The following is an 18157-nucleotide window of genomic DNA, read 5'->3' on the forward strand; positions in this document are numbered from 1 at the left end:
TCGATCCAGTGAAACGCGGTCGCGGCGAGTACCACGTCGAACGGCTCCCGCGGCAGCGGCCAGTCCTCGAACCACCCGGCGAGCCGCGGCAGGCTCCCGGTCTTGCCGACGATGGTCAGCCGGCCGTGGCGGGGGNGGCCGGGGTCCAGCCGAGGTGGGGGGCGACGGTTTCGGCGAGATCCTCGAGCAGCCGCAGGTTCTCCCGCAGCCCGAACGCGGGCGGCAGGAACGCGATGAGCTCGTCGGCGAGCGGGACGCTCGGATCCGCGAGCAGCTCGTCGACGACGGCGGCGGGGTCGCCGTGGTGCACCGGGCTCATCGTGAACCGGGAGGTGGGGGCCGCGACGGGGGCCAATGCCCCCGCCGGCCGGGAGGCGGCGGGCCCCTGGGTGCGCCGCTCGGCGTCGTAGGCCGCGTAGACGCGGGCGAGCTCGGGGGTGGTGGCGGGCAGCACCGAGCGCGCGACGGCGACGCGCGACGGCGACGTCCCGGGGTGGGCGCCGCGGTAGGCCTCGATGGCCCGAGCGAGCTCCGCGCCGTAGTCGTCGATCTGCCCGCTGAGGATGGTGCTCAGCAGCAGCCGCAGCCCCTGGCGGCCGACCCGCTCGGCGGAGGCGACCGAACCGCCGCCGTACCAGATGCGCTCNGGCAGGGTCGGGCTCGTCGGGCGGACGAACAGCTCGGTGCCCACGGGGAGCAGCCCCTCGGGGTCGGTGATCTCGCCGACCCGCTCGCCGCGCACGGCGCGCAGGAACGCCGCGAGCCGGTCCTGGGACTGCGCGCGACCGTCGTTCGGCGCCTGGCCGAAGACGGCGTCGAAGCCGCCCTGGCCGGTCCCGAGGCCGAGCTGTAGCCGTCCCGCGCTGAGCAGGTCGGCCGTGCCGGCGGCCTCGGCCAGCAGCACGGGATCCTCGTAGCGGACGCCGATGATGGCCGTGCCGAGGCCGATGCGCTCGGTGTGCTGCGCGACGGCGGCGTGGAACACCATCGGAGCGGCGAGGTAGTTGTCGAAGTGGCGCTGGTAGACCCAGCCGGCGTCGTAGCCGAGCTGCTCGGCGACGCGGAACAGCTCGATGCCGTCGCGCAGGGCGGCGCCGGCCTGCCCGGTCGGGAAGGCGATCCGCGCGTTGAAGCCGAGCCGGAGCCGGCGTGGCCGGGGTGGCGTGGGCGTGCCTGCCGTGTCGACGGCGGCGGTGACGGTCGCGGGGGCTGTCACGGGGTGCTCTCCTTCTGCCAGGAAACGGTCTCGTGGGGTTCGGCGCCGGCGGCGGTGTGCTCGACGTGCCCGACCCAGGCGGCGTGCAGCTCGGCGTAGCGGCCGGGGACGGCGACGAGGTCGGCGTGGCGTCCGCTCTGGACCAGGCGCCCGCGGTCGAGGACGAGGACGCGGTCGGCGTGTTCGGCCGTCACCATCCGGTGGGCGATCGAGACGGTGGTGCGCCCGACCGTGAGCACGGCGAGCGCGCGCTGGATCCGGACGTCGGTGGCGGGGTCCACGCCGCTGGTCGCCTCGTCGAGCACGAGCAGGTCGGGGTCGACCAGCGCGGTGCGGGCGAGGGCGACGAGCTGGCGCTCACCGGCCGACAGGCGCTCCCCCCGGACCCCGACGCGGGTGTCGAGGCCGTCCGGCAGCGTGTCGAGCCACGGGCGCAGGCCGAGCGAGGAGACGATCTCGTCGAGCACGCCGGAGTCGCCGCGCAGGCCGGAGTCGCCGCGCAGGCCGGAGTCGCCGCGCAGGCCGGAGTCGCCGCGCACCCCGACGCCGATGTTCTCGGCGATGGTGGCGTCGAACAGGAACGGGTCCTGCGGGACGATGGCGACGCGACGCTGGAACGACGCCTCCGACACCCGGCCGACGGGGACGCCGCCGAGCAGGACGAGGCCGCGGCTCGCCGAGATCTGGCGGGTCAGCAGCTTGGCGAGGGTGCTCTTGCCGGAGCCGGTCTCGCCGACCACGGCGACGTGCTCGCCGGGGGAGATGGCGACCGTCAGGTGCTCCACGACCGGCGGGCCCGTCCCGTAGGCGGCGGCGACGTCGGCCAGCTCGACCCCGATCGGCCCGGCGGGCAGCTCGCGGGCGTCGGCGCCGTCGACCACGCCCGACGGCGTCGCGAGGATCTCCAGCGCGCGCCGCCAGCCCACGACCGCGTTCTGGATCTCCCCCAGGTTCTGCACGAGGGCCTGCAGGGGGCGGACGAAGAAGGTGACGAGCAGGAGCATGGCGACCAGCTCGCCCGCGGACAGGTGCAGCGCCGGTTCCCACCGGGTGTGCGCGGTCGACCAGCGGGTCCCGGCGACGACGACGAACACGGTCATGACCGAGATGGCGACCTCGCCGAGGGCGGTGTTGATGTGCAGCGGCACGAGGGTGCGGCGCTGGGCCGCCGCGGTGGCCTCGACGGCCCGGTCGAGGCCGAGCCGGGTCCGCTCCTCGGTGCCTGTCGAGCGGATGACCCCGATGCCGCTGACGGCCTCGCCGACGGTGGACTGCAGGGCCGAGACGCTCGTGCGCACGGCGGCGTAGCGACGGGCGACGAGCATCTGCAGGCGACGCATGCCGACGAACAGCAATGCCGCCAGGCCCAGCACGGGCAGTGCGAGCTGCCAGGAGTAGAGCGCCACGAGGGCCCCAGCGATGATCATCTGGGTGACGTTGACGAGCAGCAGGACGCCGCCGTTCTGGACGAAGGTCGTGACCGCCTCGGAGTCGCTGGTCAGGCGGGTGACGAGATCGGCACCGGAGAGTCCCGCGAACGTCTCCGGGGCGATCTCGTGGATGCGGGCGATGCCGCCCGTGCGCAGCTCGGCGAGGGCGGCCTCCGTGCGCCGGTAGAGCCGCTGGTTGAGCCACCAGGAGGCGAGGATCGCCGCGACGGTGGCCGCCGCGCCGACGAGCACGGCGTGCGCGACGACGTCGGTCGCGCCGCGGTCCGGGCTGAGCAGGCCGTGGTCGAGGGCGTACTGGACGGTCAACGCGGTCACGATGCGCCCGGCGCCGGCGACGACCGCCAGCAGCAGGGTCAGCGGCAGGCCGGCCGTCACCACGGGGGTGGTCGACCGGACCAGGCGGGCGAGCTCGCGCGCCCCGACCGAGCCCAGGTCGGCGAGCCCAGGCTCGGCGGGCTCAGGCTCGGCGGGTTCAGGCTCGGTGGGCTGCCGGCCGTCGCGGCCGCGGTCAGCCATGGATCGCCTCCGCCGTTCCGTAGGCCTGCAGGATCCGCCGGTAGTCGGGCTCGGCGTCGAGCAGCTCGGCGTGGGTCCCCACGGCGACGAGCCGGCCCGCGCGCAGGAAGGCGACCCGGTCGGCGACCAGCACCGAGCTGGGGCGTCCGCCGACGATGAGCACGGTGGTGTGCCCGCGCAGGCCCGCCACGGCGGCGAGCACCTCGCGTTCCACGGCCGGGTCGAGGGCGGAGGTGGCGTCGTCGAGCAGGATGGCGCGCGGCGCGCGCAGCAGGGCGCGGGCCAGGCACAGGCGCTGACGCTGGCCGCCGGACAGTCGGGTGCCGCGCTCGCCGACCCGGGTGTCCAACCCGTTGGGCAGGTCGCGCACCAGCGTGTCGGCCCCGGCGGCGCCGAGTGCCCGCCAGAGCTCGGCATCGGAGTAGGGGCGACGCTCGCGGGGGTGGCCGTCGAGGTGCAGGTTCGCGCGGATGCTGTCGCCGGCCATCCACGGGGTCTGCGACACCACGGCGAGGTGCGCGCGGATCTGCCCGTGGGCGAGCTCGGGAGCGCGGATCCCGCCGATCTCGACAACCCCCTCGGCCGGGTCGACGAGCCGACCGAGCAGGTCCAGCAGGGTCGACTTGCCCGCGCCGGTCGCACCCACCAGCGCGACGATCTCGCCGGGGGAGATCTCCAGATCGATGTCCGCAAGCAGGTGCCGCCCGCCTTGGACGTGCCCGACACCCCGCGCGGCCAGCCCCAGCGGGCCCGCACTGGGCAGGGCACGGGTCCCGTAGTCGGTGGTCTCGGTGGAGCCGAGGACAGCGGCGATCCGGGACCGTCCGGCCGCCGACAGGGGCAGCATGCCCAGGAAGCGGCTGATGACGGCGAGCGGGATGGAGATGGTGAGCAGCAGGTAGACGATCTCGACGAGCACGCCGACGCTGAGGTCGCCGCTTGCGACCCGCCGGGATCCGACGACGAGGACGGCGAGGATCGCGCCGGTCGGCAGCAGCTCCAGGATCGGGTCGAACAGTGAGCTGACGGCGCCCATCGAGGTGGTGGCGCGGCGCAGCCGATCCGCGGCGGCGCCGACGCGGGCGCGTTCGCGGTCGGCGAGGCCCAGCGTCCGCACGACCTGGGCGCCCTCGATGCTCTCCAGGGCGAGGGTGGCGAACTCGCCGCGGCTGTCCTGCACGGCCCGGGCGCGGGCGGCGAGCAGGCGCTGGTACAGCAGGTTCAGACCGAGGACGGACCCGACGAGGGCGACGCCGACAAGCCCGAGCGCCAGGTCGTGACGGAACATCTGGCCGATCGCGACGACCAGCATGACGACCATGCCGAGCGCGAAATACCAGACGACCATCGGTGACCACAGGGCGTCCACGTCGGACACGGCGGTCGACAGCAGGCGGCCGGGCGCGTGCCGGCGGTGCCACGACAGATCCAGCTCGAGGTAGCGGCGGACGACGGCGCGGCGGATGCGGGCCTGCGAGCCGTACTGGACGTGGCCGGTGGCGATGCCCCGCACGAGGATCGTCGTCCAGCGCACGGTGGACACGCCGAGGATCGCGCCCGCGGCCATCCACCAGGTGGCGCGGCCGACGTGGCCGCCGGCAAAGGCGGGGACGATCAGATGGTCCGTCGCCCAGCCGATCGCCGCCGCGGAGAAGATCATGGTGACCCCGTTGACGACGCCGGTGACGGCGCCGACCACGGCCGCCCTCGGATGCGCGACGGAGCCGTCCAGCATCGTGCGCAGCCCCACCCAGAACGTCCCGGCCCCGCCTCGGACCCGCTCCCGCCCGTCGCGTCCCCGCGTCACCCGTGCTCCCGGGCCGGGCCGCGGTGGCGGTCGACCCGTCCGCGGACGACCGCCACCGCCGCCGTCATCGTCGAACCACTTTCCTCACCGTCATCGCCTGCCGGTCGGTCATCGCCTGCCCGTCCGTCGCTGCCTGCTCGTCGCCTGCTCGTCGCGTGCCCGTCGCCTCAGTGGGCGCCGGCGAGGGCGGCAGCGTCGAAGCCGGGGGCGAGGGCGCCGGGGTGGGCGTCCTGGAGGGCGCCGCGCTGCCCGGTGGCCGCCCGGTGCGCGATCTCCTGGCGGACCAGCGGCAGGACGTGGCGGCCGTAGTCGACGGCGTCCGCGAGGGTGTCGTAGCCGCGGATCGACACCAGGCTCGCGCCCTGGTCGACGTAGTCGAGGATCGCGGCGGCGACGGTCTCCGGGCTGCCCACCAGCGCGGTCGACGCGCCCAGCCCGCCGGTCGCGGCCGCGGTGCGGGTCCACAGCGCGCGGTCGTAGACCTCGGACTTCGCGGCGAACGCGAGGGCGCGCTGCGAGCCGACGTTCTGCGGGGCGCCCTTGAGGAAGGCGCGGGCCGGCCCGGCGTTGAAGGTCTGTTCGATCCGGGCGGCGTAGTCGAACGCCTTGCGCCAGGCCAGCTCGTCGGTCCGGGCGATGATCGGGCGGAAGGTCACCCAGATGCGCGGACGGTCGGTGCGGCCGGCCGCGGNGGCGATGCCGTTGACCCGGTCGATCTCCTTGCGCAGGTCGGCCAGCGGCTCACCCCAGAAGCTGAAGATGTCCGCCTTGGCGCCGCCGACGCCGAACGCGGCGTCGGACTGCCCGCCGATCGAGATCGGGATGGTGGTGCCGTACGGCGCGAAGCCGGGGCCGAACTCGTCGAACTTGTAGAACTCGCCCTCGTGGCTGAATGGGCTGGTCTCGGTCCAGGCACGGCGCAGCAGGTCGATGAACTCCGACGTGCGCGCGTAGCGGCGGTCCTTGGGCAGGTAGTCGCCCTGGCGGGCCTGCTCGGCGTCGTTGCCCCCGGAGATGAGGTGGACGACGGCGCGACCCTCGGTGAGCTGGTCGAGGGTGGCGAGCTTCTGCGCCGCCACCAGCGGGAACGTCGTGTTCGGCCGCAGCGCGACGATGGGCCGCAGGCGTTCGGTGAGCTGGCCGACGGCCGAGGCGAGGACGAACGAGTCGGCGCTGTTCGAGCCGTAGGGCAGCAGGGTGTAGTCGTAGCCGGACTCCTCGAGGGCCCGCACGTACTTCTTGAAGTACGGCAGGTCGATGCCGCGGCTCGGCAGCGGGTTCAGCTCGGTCGACGGGTTGAGGTGCGACAGGCTGATGAACTCGACCTGCGGGGACGCGGTCTCGGGGATCGCGGCGGGGTTGGTCATTGCGCCAGTCCTTTCGAAGCTGTCGTACGAGGTCGGGCCGGAGCCGGGGCGTGGTCGTCCCCGCGGGTCGTCGTCGTCGTGGTTCGTCCGTCTGATCGCTTCCGGGCACGCGGAAGGCCGTCGCGTGCGGGATCGAGGCGCTGTCGCGCGCAGGGAGCGTTGGAACAGGTCCGACCAGGGGATCGGGTCGCAGTGGCCCGGGGCGCCGGCCCGGTCAGGGCGGAGGTGCTTCGCGGGACCGGCCGGCCCGGGCCTGCGCCCCGGCGCCGAGCGCACGGTCGGACATCGCCCGGGTGAGGGCGGTGGAGGTCGGTGACGTGGCTGACGTGCGGGCCAGGACCGGGCAGGGTACGCCGGGGCCGGCGGGCGGACCGGGATGGCCGGACGGGCAGGGATGGCCGGACGGGCAGGGGCGGAAGGGGGCCCGATCAGCAGGGGCGACAGCAGGCGGACGCGAGGATCCCGTAATCGACGAACCGCCGGCGGGTGAGCACCCGCGCCGGGGCGGCCATGCGCGCCGGGCGGCGTGCGCGCACTGCAACCAGCCCGCCCGCGTTCCCACCCAGATTCCCTGACATGTTTGTCAGGATGATGGGAACTTGTTGGGCTGTCCAACGCCTATCCGCGATCGCACCGATCGGGATTCGTCATCGATCGAATCGGCCGGCGCTGGCGGGAGCAGGCATACACCCCGGACGGGCGGCCGGATCGGCTGCCGACCACCGGCGTCGCCACCGGCGATCAGGCTGTTCCGCGGAACCGCATCACGTGCCCTGATCCTGTCTCGCCGTCGGCGATCATGGTGCGCCGCGGAACCGGGGCCCGCGTACCGGCCTTCCGGATATGATCGTGGAAACCCGATCGTCGCCGATGACATCGCGACTCTGCCCGCCGGCCAGTAGGCCGCTGAGGCGCTCTGCCGGTTGACCGGTACCGCCCGCGGACAGCGCGGCGCCGTGGTCGCGTCCAGCATTCTCACCGCTTGGCCGATGCCCCGCGTGGCAACGGCGTCATCGCGCTGACCCAGCCAGGTACATCCCCTGGTGCGGCGGTTTCCCAGGCATCACACCAGGGGATCCGCCGCCTTCGCATGCACCCGCCCAAGGAGATCCAAGCACCGTGAGTACATCCGACGACTTCGTCGTCATCACCGGCGGCCCCGGAGCCGGTAAGACCACCCTCGTCGACGAGCTCCAGCGGCGAGGGTTCCCCTGCATCCCCGAAGCCGGCAGGCGTATTCTCCAGGATCAGATCACCGTTGGTGGTCAGGCCCGCCACGAGGCGGATTCTTTGCTGTTCGCCGAGCTCATGCTGTCGTGGGATATGTGCTCCCACCGCGAGGCCACCCGGCAGGCAGGGACGGTTTTCTTCGACCGGGGCATCCCCGACGTGGTCGGCTACTATCTGCTGCTCGGCCAGCCGATTCCGGCACATGTGACCGCCGCCGCGCAGAAGTTCCGCTACCACCGCCGGGTCTTTCTCGCGCCGCCCTGGCCCGAGATCTACACGCGTGACCGCGAACGCACCCAGGATTTCGACGAGGCCGTCCGTACCCACGACGCAATGGCCGAGGCTTACACCCGCCACGGCTACCGCCTGATCAGTCTGCCCAGAACCGACCCTGACTCCCGCGTCGCGTTCATCCTCCAGCGACTGCCCCCCCAGCCGGAGAACTGAAGCGGGTGGCGCTGGCGATGGCCGTGGTCACGACCTTGCGGACGGCGTCAGGGTCCGGGGGAGTGCCGTCCCGGCCGGCGAAGAACAGGTGGCCGCCGCCGATCAGCATGAGCGCGAGCGTGTCGGTGTCGGCGTCCGCGGTGAGGCGGCCGAGGTCGCGCTCGGCGGCGAGGTAGGCGGCGACCATCGCGGTGGCCTCCGTCAGGACGGGGACGCCGGCCGTTCCGGTCCGGCGCAGGGCGGCGCGCAGCTCGTCGCGGGCGGTGACGAGGCCGACGACTGCCAGCGCGAGCGAGCCGAACAGGTCCGTCAGCGCGGCCGTGAGGTTGCTGGCGACGGTGCCGGTCCCGGCGCGTTCGCGCAGGTCGGCGCCCTGCCGGATGATTCGGGCGACGCGGTCGCGTACGAGTTCGGCGAGGAAGGCGTCGAAGTCGGCGAAGTGCCGGTGCAGGACGCCCTTGGCGCAGCCCGCCTCGGTGGTGACCGCTCGACTCGTCAGCGCGTTCGGCCCGTCGCGCAGCAGGACGCGTTCGGCCGCGTCGAAGAGCTGCTCGCGCACGTCGCGCAGGGCCACTCCGGTCGGCATCGTCTCATCCTCCTGCTTGCGGCGGGCTGCGTGCGGCGGGCTGCATGCGCCGGGCCGTTTGGGGTGGACCGCTCGTGACGGGGCTCGGCGCGATTGTCGAGTGGGCATGCGCCCATTAGAGTGGGCGCATGCCCACTCTACCTTCTGGGTCGGCGCGTCCTTCCGACCAGGAGCCACACCGCCACCGACCGATGGCGGAGTCGTTCGGCGCCGACCCCGATCGTTACGACCGGACCCGCCCCCGCTACCCCGAGGCCCTGGTGCGCCGGATCGTGGCGGCCGGTACCGGGCCCGATCTCCTCGACGTCGGCTGCGGGACCGGCATCGCCGCCCGGCAGTTCCGCGCGGCCGGCTGCCGGGTGCTCGGGGTCGACGTGGATGCGCGGATGGCGCAGTGGGCGCGGCGCAGCGGGATCGAGGCCGAGGTGGCGGCGTTCGAAGCCTGGGATCCCGCCGGCCGCACCTTCGACACGGTCATCGCGGGACAGACCTGGCACTGGGTGGATCCGGTCGCGGGAGCGAGCAGGGCGGCGCAGGTGCTGCGGCCCGGCGGTCGGCTGGCGGTGTTCTGGAACGCGGGCCAGCCGCCGGCCGGCCTGGCGGCGGCCTTCTCCGCCGTCTACCGCCGGGTGCTGCCCGACGCGTTGCTCTACCACCGGGCGATGCCCGGCCCGGACGGCTACTCGACGTTGCTCGCCAGGGCCGCCGACGGGATCCGCCGGTCGGGCGCGTTCGGCGAGCCGGAGCAGTGGCGGTTCGACCGGGAGCAGTCCTACACCCGGGACGAGTGGCTGGACCAGGTGCCCACCTTCGGCGGCCACAGCACGTTCCCGCCGGCCACCCTTGCACGGCTGCTGGCAGGCCTCGGCGCCGCCGTCGACGCGGTCGGCGGCGTCTTCCCGATGCGCTACGCCGCCGTGGTGATCACCGCGGCGCGCACCGACACGGCGAAGGCGTACAGTCGTCCTGGCTGCCCAGAATAAGTGTATCGGCTCGTTTTNTCCGGCGTTCATGCGTCGGTCGGAAATAGCGGCCGAAATACCTCAGGGAGAAGTTCGTGCGCGCAATACAGTTTGCCGGGGTGCGGGACGTCCGCCAGGTCGAGGTCCCGAAGCCCACCATCGGTGCTGGTCAGGCCCTCGTCAAGGTCGCGGCCGCCGGCGTGTGTCAGACCGATATCCACGTCCGGAAATCGGCTGAACAGATGATTCCTGACGGGACGATTCTGGGCCATGAAATCGCCGGTGAGATCGTCGACATCGCCGACGGTTTCCCGCATTTCTCGCCGGGTTCCCAGGTGATCGTGCATCCGGTCTGGTCCTGCGGCGTGTGCCGGATGTGTATCGCCGGTCAGGAGAACGCCTGCCGCAACACCGGGAACCGACTTCATCCGGCCCCGACGCCCGGGGTCTCCGTGAACGGCGGAATGGCCGACTACGTTGCCGTGAACGCCTCCGCGCTAGTCCCGGCCGATGGTCTGGACCCCGCCTTCGCCGCCGTGCTCGCCGACGCGGGCCTCGTGCCCTACCACTCCATCAGGGCCACTCTCGACCTGCTCGGCCCCGGGTCCACGGCGGTGGTCATCGGGATCGGCGGCCTTGGGCAGTTCGCGGTCGCGCTCCTGCGGGAACTCACCGCGGCGCAGATCATCGCCCTGGACATCAGGGACGCGTCGCTCGCCGCCGTCCGGGAGAAGGTCAACCACGCGCTGCGCTCCGACGATCCCGAGGTCGCCGCGAAGGTCCTGGCGGTCACCGGTGGTTACGGTGCCGACGTCGTCCTGGATCTGGTCGGCAACAACCAGACCCTCGCGCTGTCGGGCGCCGTCGTCGCGCCCTACGGCGCCATCCGGGTGCCGGGCCTCAGCGACGGGGTCTTCTCGTTCGAGACCTCGCAGACGTCGGTCTCCCTGCCGTGGGGCGCGTCGCTCACCCGCCCCTACAGCGGGAACCATCAGGATCTCCACGACCTGGTGGCGCTGGCCCGGACCGGTCGGATCACCGCCAACCTCAGCCGGTACAGCTTCGACGACGGCCTGCAGGCGTTCGACGACCTCGAGGCCGGCAAGATCTTCGGCCGCGCGGTCATCGTCCTGGCGGACTCGGCGAGCTGACCCGGCGAGCTGACCCGGCGACGCGGGGAGAGGCTGACGCCGCTGGTGTCCCGGCGGTCGTCGGCCGCGTCCCCCGGCCGTTCCTTGCGGCCGCCTCCCCGGGCCGTTCCTGCGGCCGTCGCCCCGGGTACCTCCACGATGCTCGACCGACAACGGTCAGCCATCGACCCGGGGGGAGTCACCATGACCAGCAGCACCGTGCCGCTCGCCGGCGTTGCCGTACCCGACACGAGCCTGGCCGCGCAGGCCACCGAGCTGGTGCGCGACGCCACCGACGACCTGATCTACCACCACTCGCGGCGGGTCTACTGCTTCGCCGGCCTGCAGGGCCGCCGCCGCGGGCTGAGCTTCGACCCGGAGCTGCTCTACGTCGCGGCGATGTTCCACGATCTCGGTCTCAACGAGGGGTTCCGCCGCAGCGGCCGGCGTTTCGAGGTGGACAGTGCCGACGAGGCACGCCGTTTCCTGCACGGGCACGGGATGCCCGAGGACAGCATCCGGCGGGTGTGGACGGCCATNGCCCTGCACACCACCCCGGGCATCCCGGAGTTCATGGAGCCCGAGGTCGCCCTGCTCACCGCCGGGGTGGAGTACGACGTGCTCGGAATCGGCTACCACGACGTCAGCGACGCCGACCGGGACGCGATCACCGAGCTGCACCCCCGGCCGGACTTCAAACGTCGTATCCTGCGCGCCTTCACCGACGGCATCGCGCCCAGGCCGGACACCACCTTCGGCAATGTCAAGGCGGACGTCCTCGCGCACTACCTGCCCGGCTTCCGCCGCCGCGACTTCGTCGACACCATCCTCGACTCCCCGTGGCCCGAATAACGCCGGTGATGCCACCCCGCGGGCCCGCTGCCGGCGTCGCGCTGCTCCTGCAGGCGGACATGTGGGACACCAGCGCGCTGGCCGCGGGCGGGGACGGCCTGACCGGCTACGACGCCATCGTGAAGCGGATCGGCACCCTCGCCGGCCACTTCGGCAAGCCGGTGCTCCTCCTGGAGGGCGACTCGCACGTCTTCCGGGTCGACCATCCGTTCACCCGCACGGATCCGCTCTACGGCATCCATCCGCTGGCACCGAAGGACCTTGAGGTCCCGAACGTGACGCGGATCGTCGTCGATGGCAGCGGCCAGGCGAACGACTATCTCAAGCTCAGCATCGACCCGTCGGCCCCGGCCGTCTTCAGCTGGTCACGCGTCAACTTCTGACGCGTGCTCGCCGCCACCGGGGTCCGCATCCCGGTGGCATAGGCCAGGCGCTGGCCGGGACCGTTGCGCTTCGCCGTGTACATGGCGATGTCGGCGGCGTTCAGCAGGGTCTCGGCGTCGGCAAGGTCCGGGTTTGACAGGGCCAGTCCGACGCTCCCGGTCAGCGTGACGGGGCGGTCGCACAGCCGGACCGGTGCCGCGAGTGCGGTCACCACCCGGTCGGCGATCGCCTCGAGGTCGGCGGTGCCGTCGACGTCCTCGCACAGGACGGCGAACTCGTCGCCGGCGAGGCGTCCGGCCACGTCGCCGGGCCGCACGGCGTGGGACAGCCGGGCGGCCGTGGTGCGCAGCAGGTCGTCGCCGGCCTGGTGACCAAGGGTGTCGTTGATCGCCTTGAAGCCGTCGAGGTCGACGAAGAGCACCCCGACCCGCCGCCCGTCGTGGTCGGCTCGGCGCAGTGCCCGGCCGAGGCGGTCGAGCAGTGCGGTGCGGTTCGGCAGGCCGGTGAGCCCGTCATGCAGCGACCGGTGGCGGATCTCGGCTTCCATCCGGAAGCGCAGGGCGGCCGAACCGAGCACCGCGGTGACCGCATGGACGAACTCGCGTTCCTGCTCGCCCAGCGGCGCCCGGTGCAGTTCGATCATTGCCAGCGGTCGATCGGGGCGGCCGACCGGCACCGTCACCCAGCCGGCGGCGGAGCGCGGCGGATCCCGCTGCGTTCCGGTCGGGACCTCCGGTTCGCGCCGATCCTCGCGGGCGAGCGGGCCGACCCGCTTCCCGTCCGCGTCGATACCGTAGGCCCGCACCAGGTCGGCGCCGAGATGGTCCGCCAGCGCCGTGACCGCCCGCTGCCACAGCTCGGCCGACTCGCGCGCCTCCAGGGCGCGGCGGCCCAGGTCGGCGACGACCGCCTGCTCGGCGGACCGGGCCCGCACGCTGGCCAGCGCCACGTGCAGGTCGGTGACGTCGCTGGCCACCGCGGCGACCGAGGCCACCCGGCCGCCGGGCCCCGGGATGGGCACGAGGTGCACGTCGAGGCGGCGGCCGAACGCCTCGAGGACCTGGTGGACGCGCTCCCCGTCGAGCGCCCGCCGCATGATCGACGTCGCCTGCGGCAGGTAGGCGAACGAGGTGAAGATGGACGACGCCCGCGCCTCCGCCAGCCCGGCGGCCGCCTCCGGACTGACGGTCCCCTCGCTGACGAGGACCCGCCCGCCGCGGTCGATCAGGAACATCGACACCGGCGTGTTCTCCACGATGAGCCGCAGCCGGTCCTGGGCGGCGATCTCCTCGGACACGTCCTGGAGATGGACGACGAAGTACTCCTCGCCGTCGGGATCGGTCCGCAGCACGATGGTGGCCAGGGCGTGGCGCAGGTCGCCGTCCGGCTGCAGCAGGCGGACCATCATCCGTTCCCGGCGTCGGCCGCTGGCCTGGCGGAAGCGGATCTGCGCGTGGAGGCGGGCATGGTCCGCCGGGGTGGTGATCTTCTCCCAGTCCAGGCCGACGACCTCGGCCTCGGGCCGGCCGAACAGGGCGCAGGCGGCCGCGTTGGCCCGGCGGATGCGGTGATCCCGCACGGTCGCCTCGACGACCGCGATGTCCAGAATCTCGATGAGATCCGGCTGCACATCCAGGGGCATGACTGTCCACCTACCTACCAGTGCGTTGCTATCGGGTCTCGTCGTACCCGGGCGCCTGGGCGGTAAGCAGATGTGTGCATTTAGTGATGACGTGACGGTGTGTGCGGAGCTGGCCGCCCGGCGGTCCGGGAGGTCAGTCGGACGGGTGCTGGCGGCTGTGCAGGTAGCGGCCGAGGGCCATGACGGGCCACACCAGCCGGTAGCCGTGGTAGTTGAGGTAGAAGAAGCCCGGGAAGCCGGTGCCGGTGAACATCTCCTCGTCCCAGCCGCCGTCGGGGCGTTGCTGCTCGGTGAGCCAGCGGGCCGCGCCGGCCAGGGCGTCGGCGTGGGCGGAGGCGCTGCCGTGGGCGGAGGCGCTGCTGTGGGCGGAGGCGTTGCCGTGGGTGCCGCCGTGGTCGGCGGCGAGCAGGCCGAGCATCGCCCAGGCCGTCTGCGAGGGGGTGGAGATCCCGCGGCCGGACCACGCCGGGTCGCCGTAGGAGCGGATGTCCTCGCCCCAGCCGCCGTCGGGGTTCTGCCGCGACAGCAGCCATTGCGCGCCCGCCCGCATCGCCGGGTGGGTCGGCGGGAGCCCCGCGGCCTGCAGGGCGGGCAGCACCGAGCCGGTGCCGTAGACGTAGTTGACGCCCCAGCGGCCGTACCAGGACCCGTCGGCCTCCTGGTTGCGCAGCAGCCAGTCGACGCCGCGCAGGGTGCGCGGGTCGCGGATCCGTCCCGTCTCGCAGAGCAGTTCGACGACGTGCGCGGTGACGTCGGCGGACGACGGGTCGGTCAGGGCACCGAAGTCCGCGAACGGAATCTGGTAGACGAGGGTGCTGGCGTTGTCGGAGTCGTAGGCCCCCCATCCGCCATCGCGGGACTGCAGGGCGAACAGCCAGGTCGTGGACCGTTCGAGGGCGGCGTCGACCCTTGTGCCCGCCGGGTGGCGCAGTCGACGCAGCCGGTTCAGTCGGTGCAGCGCCAGCACGACCTCGGCGGTGTCGTCGGTGTCGGGGTAGGTGTCGTTGTCGAACTCGAACGCCCAACCGCCCGGCGCGACGGTCGGGTGGGCGACGGCCCAGTCACCTCTGCGGTGCTGGACCTCCTGGCCGAGCAGCCAGTCGGCGGCCCGTTCCAGCGCTGTCGGAACCGTCGCGGGCTGCCCCGGGGCGCCGGTCGCGACCCGCTGGGTGGGCAGCGCGGGCGTCATGTCGACGTCGGCAGGGGCGTCGATGCCCGCGTCGGCCAGGGCGAGGACGGCCAACGCCGTGTCCCAGATCGGCGACTGGGAGGCCTCGACCATGCGGGAGCCGTCCTCGCGGTGCAGGGTGTAGGCGTCGAGCGAGCGCAGCGCGGCGGCGAGGACCGGATGGTCGAGGTCGTAGCCGAGCAGGCGCAGCGCGATGATCGAGTAGACGGCGGGCGGCTGGATCCCGCCGAAGCAGCCGTCCGCCTCCTGCCGGGCGATGATCCATCGTTCCGCGGTGCGCAGGGCGTGCCGGCGCAGCGGCCCGACCGGGTGGCGGTGGTAGCGGTGCAGTGTCGCGTCCAGCCCCCGGAAGAAGACCTTCGCCGTGTTCGGCCGGTCGGCTCCCAGGCGCCGCACGGCGTCCCGCAGCGTCCGCCCGCCGGCGGGGGGCCGGGCGGCGGGGGACTGGGCGGTGTCGGGGGACTGGGCGTCGGGGACCTCGTCGGCGCCCAGCTCGGCCAGGTCGAACGGCGCCGGGCGCCGGGGGCGCAACGCTGAGACGATCGTCAGCGGGACGATGGTCTGGCGGGCCCAGGAGGCGAACGAGTAGATGCTCAGCGGCGCCCGCGGGGGAAGGAACATGATCTCGGGCGGCAGGACCGGTAGATCCTCCCAGCGCCACCAGCCGAACAGCGCCAGCCAGATCCGGGTGAAAACCCTGGTCGCCGGGATGCCGCCACGCTCGCGGATCCACGCGGCGCTGCGCCGTAGCGGCTCGTCGTCGGCGGGGTCACCGGCGAGCCGCAGGGCGATGTAGCACTCGACCGTGGTGGACAGCTCCCCGGGGCCGCCGAAATAGGTCGGCCAGGAGCCGTCGTCGAGTCGCCGGGAGCGGATGTGCTTCGCGGTGGCCTCGGTCTGCTCGACGGTGCGGATGCCGAGGTACTCCCGCAGGAGGAGGTCCTCGGCGTCCATCGTCGGATTGGTCTCGAGGTCGAACTTCCACCATCCGTGCGGGTCCTGGAGGGAGAGCAGATGCTCGGCGGCCCGCTGGACCGTCTCCCGCAGGCCGTCCGCCGCGTCCTGGGACAGGGTGTCCGTGCGCCCGGGGTCCGGGGCGGGGTGCGTTCCATCCGCGCGGTCGACATCGCGAAGCTCGAGGTCAGGCACGGTGTGCGGGGTTCCTTTCGATGACGAGGCTGTCCAGGCAGATCAGGGCGGTGGCGGCGAGATCCGCGGGATCGGTGCTGTCCGAGGCGCACCAGGCGCGCACGGCGACCTGCACGGCGGCGAGGAAGGCGAAGGCGGCCAGCGAGGCGTCGAGGTCCGTGCGTCGCGGCTGCGGGCCGTCGGGGTCGTCGCCCTCGACGAACTCCAGCGCGAACCGGTCGCCCAGGGCGACGATCCGGTTCTGAACCGCCCCGGCGAGCGCGGAGGCGTTGCCGATCGGCAGCAGATGATCGGTGTAGTGCCGCAGCGACTCGCCGTCCGGGCTCATGATCGTCCAGGCGTCGATGACCGCGGCGCGCAGGGCGGTGAGCGGCGGCTCGTCGGCCGGACGCCGGCGCAGGGCCGTCAGGGTGAGCTCGCCCATCTCGTCCAGCGGTGCGAGGGCCACCTCTTCCTTGTTCGCGAAGTACCGGAAGAAGGTGCGGACGGACACGTCGGCGCCCGCCGCGATCGCCTCGACCGTGGTCGTGTCGTAGCCGTTGTCGTGGAAGAGGGCGTGCGCCACGTCGATGATCGACTGGCGCGTGCGGCGCTTCTTGCGTTCCCGCAGACTTTCCGTCTGCTGCTCGGACATCCCCCGAACCACCCGAAGATCTCGATGCGCCAAAACTGACATCTCGGAACATATGGCACGAACTGCCACATGGCAAAGGATGCCTACTGCGTCCGTGTGACAGTCGCCGCCAGTCGCTGTCCACCGCCGCCAGCCGACGCTCGCTCGGTGCCGCGAGTCGCGGCGGGCAGCGGGCGGCCACGACCCGGCGAGCCGGTGGCGAGGCGTGTGCGCAGGCGGGCCGGGTGCGCCCGCATGCGTGCTGACCTGGGGGGTTTGGTGGACCAAGGCCAGGCCGGACCGGAGCCGGGCGCCGTGGCCGGGCCTCGTGGCCCCGGCCGCCTCCTGCGCGCTTGTCCGCGCCGATCACCTGTACCCGCGTCGAGAGGACGAGCCCCCAGTGCCATTCACCTCCATGAGGAACCCGCCCGATGGTGTGCCGACTCTGATCGACCGACGCCGTCCCGAGGGCGTCGGACTCCGCCGGTCGCTCCCCGTCCGGCGACCCTCCCCGCAGCGCCTCGTGCCTCGCCCGTGTCGGCCCCAGGCTCGGCGGCGACGATGACCGGCAGAGCCGCTGCTGCCGGATCGACAGGGAGCGGCGTCATGGTCGCCATCGGGGGAGAGGGGCCGGAGGGGCGGGGCCGAGGGCGCTGCAGGCACGTGTTCCACGCCCCCGTTGCCTTGATCTGCCGGTGGCCGGGGGTAGCGACAGACACCTGCTCTGACCGTGTAACATCGCAGACGTGCGCGGGTGAGACACCCCGCGACCACCTGTCCGGGTGGCGGAATGGCAGACGCGCTAGCTTGAGGTGCTAGTGCCCTTTATCGGGCGTGGGGGTTCAAGTCCCCCCTCGGACACGGCCACTAGGCCCACCGATGGTCTTGGTGAGGCTTCGGCGGACACGATGCGCGTCTCATGGTCATAGCTGAGGCGCAGTCCCAGTTGCTGGTAGATCTCGGCCTTGTCGGTAGGGTCTGCCGTGCGAAGGACGGTGGCGATCCCGCCGAGGGCTTCGACGATGTTCTTGATCTCTTGGCGGGTGAGGCGGGGCGGCGGGTTCTGTCTCCGGTCGCCTGCCCGTGCGAGGGCGGCGACTGCCTCGGCGCGTTCGGCCTGGGTTTCGTTGATCCAGCCGGTGACGAGGGCGGAGTCGGCGCCGGCTTCCAGGGCAGCGCGGTGCTGGGCGAGCTTGCGGTCGCAGGCGGCGATCTTTCTGCGGTTCGGGTCGGTGGCGGCTGACGTCTCCGCGGGCTGCTGGGTCGCCAGGGCGTCCAGGGTGGCTTCGAGGTGGTGGGGGGCGAAGGCGGTGGCCAGCCAGGCGTCGAGGTCGGGCAGGATCGCGTCCTCGCGCAGGTAGACCGACAGCGGGTGGTCGATCAGGTTGGCGATGGCGTATTCCTGCGGGTAGCGGCAGCGGTAGTGAGCATGTCCGTGGTTCCAGGTGCCCTGCATGCGTCGGCCGCACTGGTGGTGGACCAGCAGGCTGCGCAGGGCGTAGGGGTGCGGTGTCCGGATCTGATAGTGCCCCGTGGAGTGGTGTAGATCGGTTCGCGTTTCGCTCTGCTTCTTTCGATATTATGCGGCTTGGAACTCGGTCGCGTCGAGAGCGATC

Annotated in this window: 13 protein-coding genes, 1 tRNA gene and 4 pseudogenes; 8 read left to right on the forward strand and 10 right to left on the reverse strand. The window is 72.8% G+C overall.

Annotation, left to right across the window (positions count from 1 at the left end; translation table 11 throughout):
• Window positions 1-136 precede the first annotated feature (136 nt).
• From FF36_RS38980 to FF36_RS38995, 6 genes and pseudogenes are all read right to left on the reverse strand, one after another.
• Window positions 137-646: pseudogene (locus FF36_RS38980) on the reverse strand (LLM class flavin-dependent oxidoreductase); the annotation flags it as partial.
• Between the two features lies 1 nt (window position 647).
• A pseudogene (locus FF36_RS38985) lies at window positions 648-1216 on the reverse strand (LLM class flavin-dependent oxidoreductase); the annotation flags it as partial.
• A complete protein-coding gene (locus FF36_RS25310; protein ID WP_044887678.1) occupies window positions 1213-3183 on the reverse strand; it encodes an ABC transporter ATP-binding protein in 1971 nt (656 codons plus the stop codon). The pseudogene FF36_RS38985 and the gene FF36_RS25310, both read right to left, overlap by 4 nt.
• The gene (locus tag FF36_RS25315; protein ID WP_044887697.1) at window positions 3176-4918 is read right to left on the reverse strand and encodes an ABC transporter ATP-binding protein; all 1743 of its coding nucleotides are present in this window, start codon (window positions 4916-4918) and stop codon (window positions 3176-3178) included. Before FF36_RS25315 ends, FF36_RS25310 begins: the two co-directional genes overlap by 8 nt.
• Before the next feature lie 239 nt (window positions 4919-5157).
• Window positions 5158-5681, reverse strand: a 524-nt coding sequence (locus FF36_RS38990) for an LLM class flavin-dependent oxidoreductase (protein WP_242422848.1), incomplete at its 5' end; no start/stop codon positions are given.
• 1 nt (window position 5682) lies between these two features.
• Window positions 5683-6357 (reverse strand): annotated as a pseudogene (locus tag FF36_RS38995) (LLM class flavin-dependent oxidoreductase); the annotation flags it as partial.
• 1119 nt (window positions 6358-7476) lie between these two features.
• On the opposite strand from FF36_RS38995, the gene FF36_RS25325 reads away from it, so the two are divergent.
• Window positions 7477-8034 (forward strand): AAA family ATPase, encoded by a 558-nt coding sequence (locus FF36_RS25325; protein WP_044887680.1) that lies wholly within the window; start codon window positions 7477-7479, stop codon window positions 8032-8034.
• On the opposite strand, the gene FF36_RS25330 is transcribed toward FF36_RS25325, so the two are convergent.
• Window positions 7997-8620, reverse strand: a complete 624-nt coding sequence (locus FF36_RS25330; RefSeq protein ID WP_044887681.1) for a TetR family transcriptional regulator — start codon at window positions 8618-8620, stop codon at window positions 7997-7999. The two genes, FF36_RS25325 and FF36_RS25330, sit on opposite strands and share 38 nt — an antisense overlap.
• 191 nt (window positions 8621-8811) lie before the next feature.
• On the opposite strand from FF36_RS25330, the gene FF36_RS25335 reads away from it, so the two are divergent.
• The 5 genes and pseudogenes from FF36_RS25335 (at window position 8812) to FF36_RS25350 (ending at window position 11947) form a co-directional block, all read left to right on the forward strand.
• Window positions 8812-9603: a class I SAM-dependent methyltransferase gene (locus tag FF36_RS25335; protein ID WP_339325622.1), complete on the forward strand. Its 792-nt coding sequence runs from the start codon at window positions 8812-8814 to the stop codon at window positions 9601-9603.
• Between the two features lie 74 nt (window positions 9604-9677).
• Window positions 9678-10733 carry an alcohol dehydrogenase catalytic domain-containing protein gene (locus tag FF36_RS25340; protein ID WP_044887683.1) on the forward strand — a complete coding sequence of 352 codons (1056 nt, stop codon included), beginning with the start codon at window positions 9678-9680 and terminating at the stop codon, window positions 10731-10733.
• A gap of 183 nt (window positions 10734-10916) precedes the next feature.
• Window positions 10917-11251 (forward strand): HD domain-containing protein (locus FF36_RS39000; protein ID WP_242422849.1); only part of this gene is annotated, 335 nt, incomplete at its 3' end.
• Between the two features lies 1 nt (window position 11252).
• Window positions 11253-11564, forward strand: a pseudogene (locus tag FF36_RS40140) (HD domain-containing protein); the annotation flags it as partial.
• 8 nt (window positions 11565-11572) lie between these two features.
• Complete coding sequence (locus FF36_RS25350) at window positions 11573-11947, forward strand: hypothetical protein (protein ID WP_236706129.1); 375 nt, start codon at window positions 11573-11575, stop codon at window positions 11945-11947.
• On the opposite strand, the gene FF36_RS25355 is transcribed toward FF36_RS25350, so the two are convergent.
• From FF36_RS25355 to FF36_RS25365, 3 genes are all read right to left on the reverse strand, one after another.
• On the reverse strand, window positions 11881-13590 hold the full coding sequence (locus FF36_RS25355; protein ID WP_044887685.1) for a sensor domain-containing protein: 1710 nt from the start codon (window positions 13588-13590) through the stop codon (window positions 11881-11883). The two genes, FF36_RS25350 and FF36_RS25355, sit on opposite strands and share 67 nt — an antisense overlap.
• Window positions 13591-13723: 133 nt before the next feature.
• Complete coding sequence (gene shc / locus FF36_RS25360; protein ID WP_044887686.1) at window positions 13724-15928, reverse strand: squalene--hopene cyclase; 2205 nt, start codon at window positions 15926-15928, stop codon at window positions 13724-13726.
• Window positions 15921-16562 (reverse strand): TetR/AcrR family transcriptional regulator, encoded by a 642-nt coding sequence (locus tag FF36_RS25365; RefSeq protein ID WP_044887687.1) that lies wholly within the window; start codon window positions 16560-16562, stop codon window positions 15921-15923. Before FF36_RS25365 ends, shc begins: the two co-directional genes overlap by 8 nt.
• A 755-nt stretch (window positions 16563-17317) precedes the next feature.
• On the opposite strand from FF36_RS25365, the gene FF36_RS25370 reads away from it, so the two are divergent.
• Together FF36_RS25370 and FF36_RS25375 are read left to right on the forward strand one after the other, a co-directional pair.
• Window positions 17318-17402, forward strand: a tRNA-Leu gene (locus FF36_RS25370).
• Window positions 17403-17487: 85 nt separating this feature from the next.
• Window positions 17488-17784, forward strand: a complete 297-nt coding sequence (locus FF36_RS25375) for a hypothetical protein (protein ID WP_128423630.1) — start codon at window positions 17488-17490, stop codon at window positions 17782-17784.
• Window positions 17785-18157 lie beyond the last annotated feature (373 nt).

The sequence above is a fragment of the Frankia torreyi genome (assembly GCF_000948395.1).
Lineage (GTDB): Bacteria > Actinomycetota > Actinomycetes > Frankiales > Frankiaceae > Frankia > Frankia torreyi.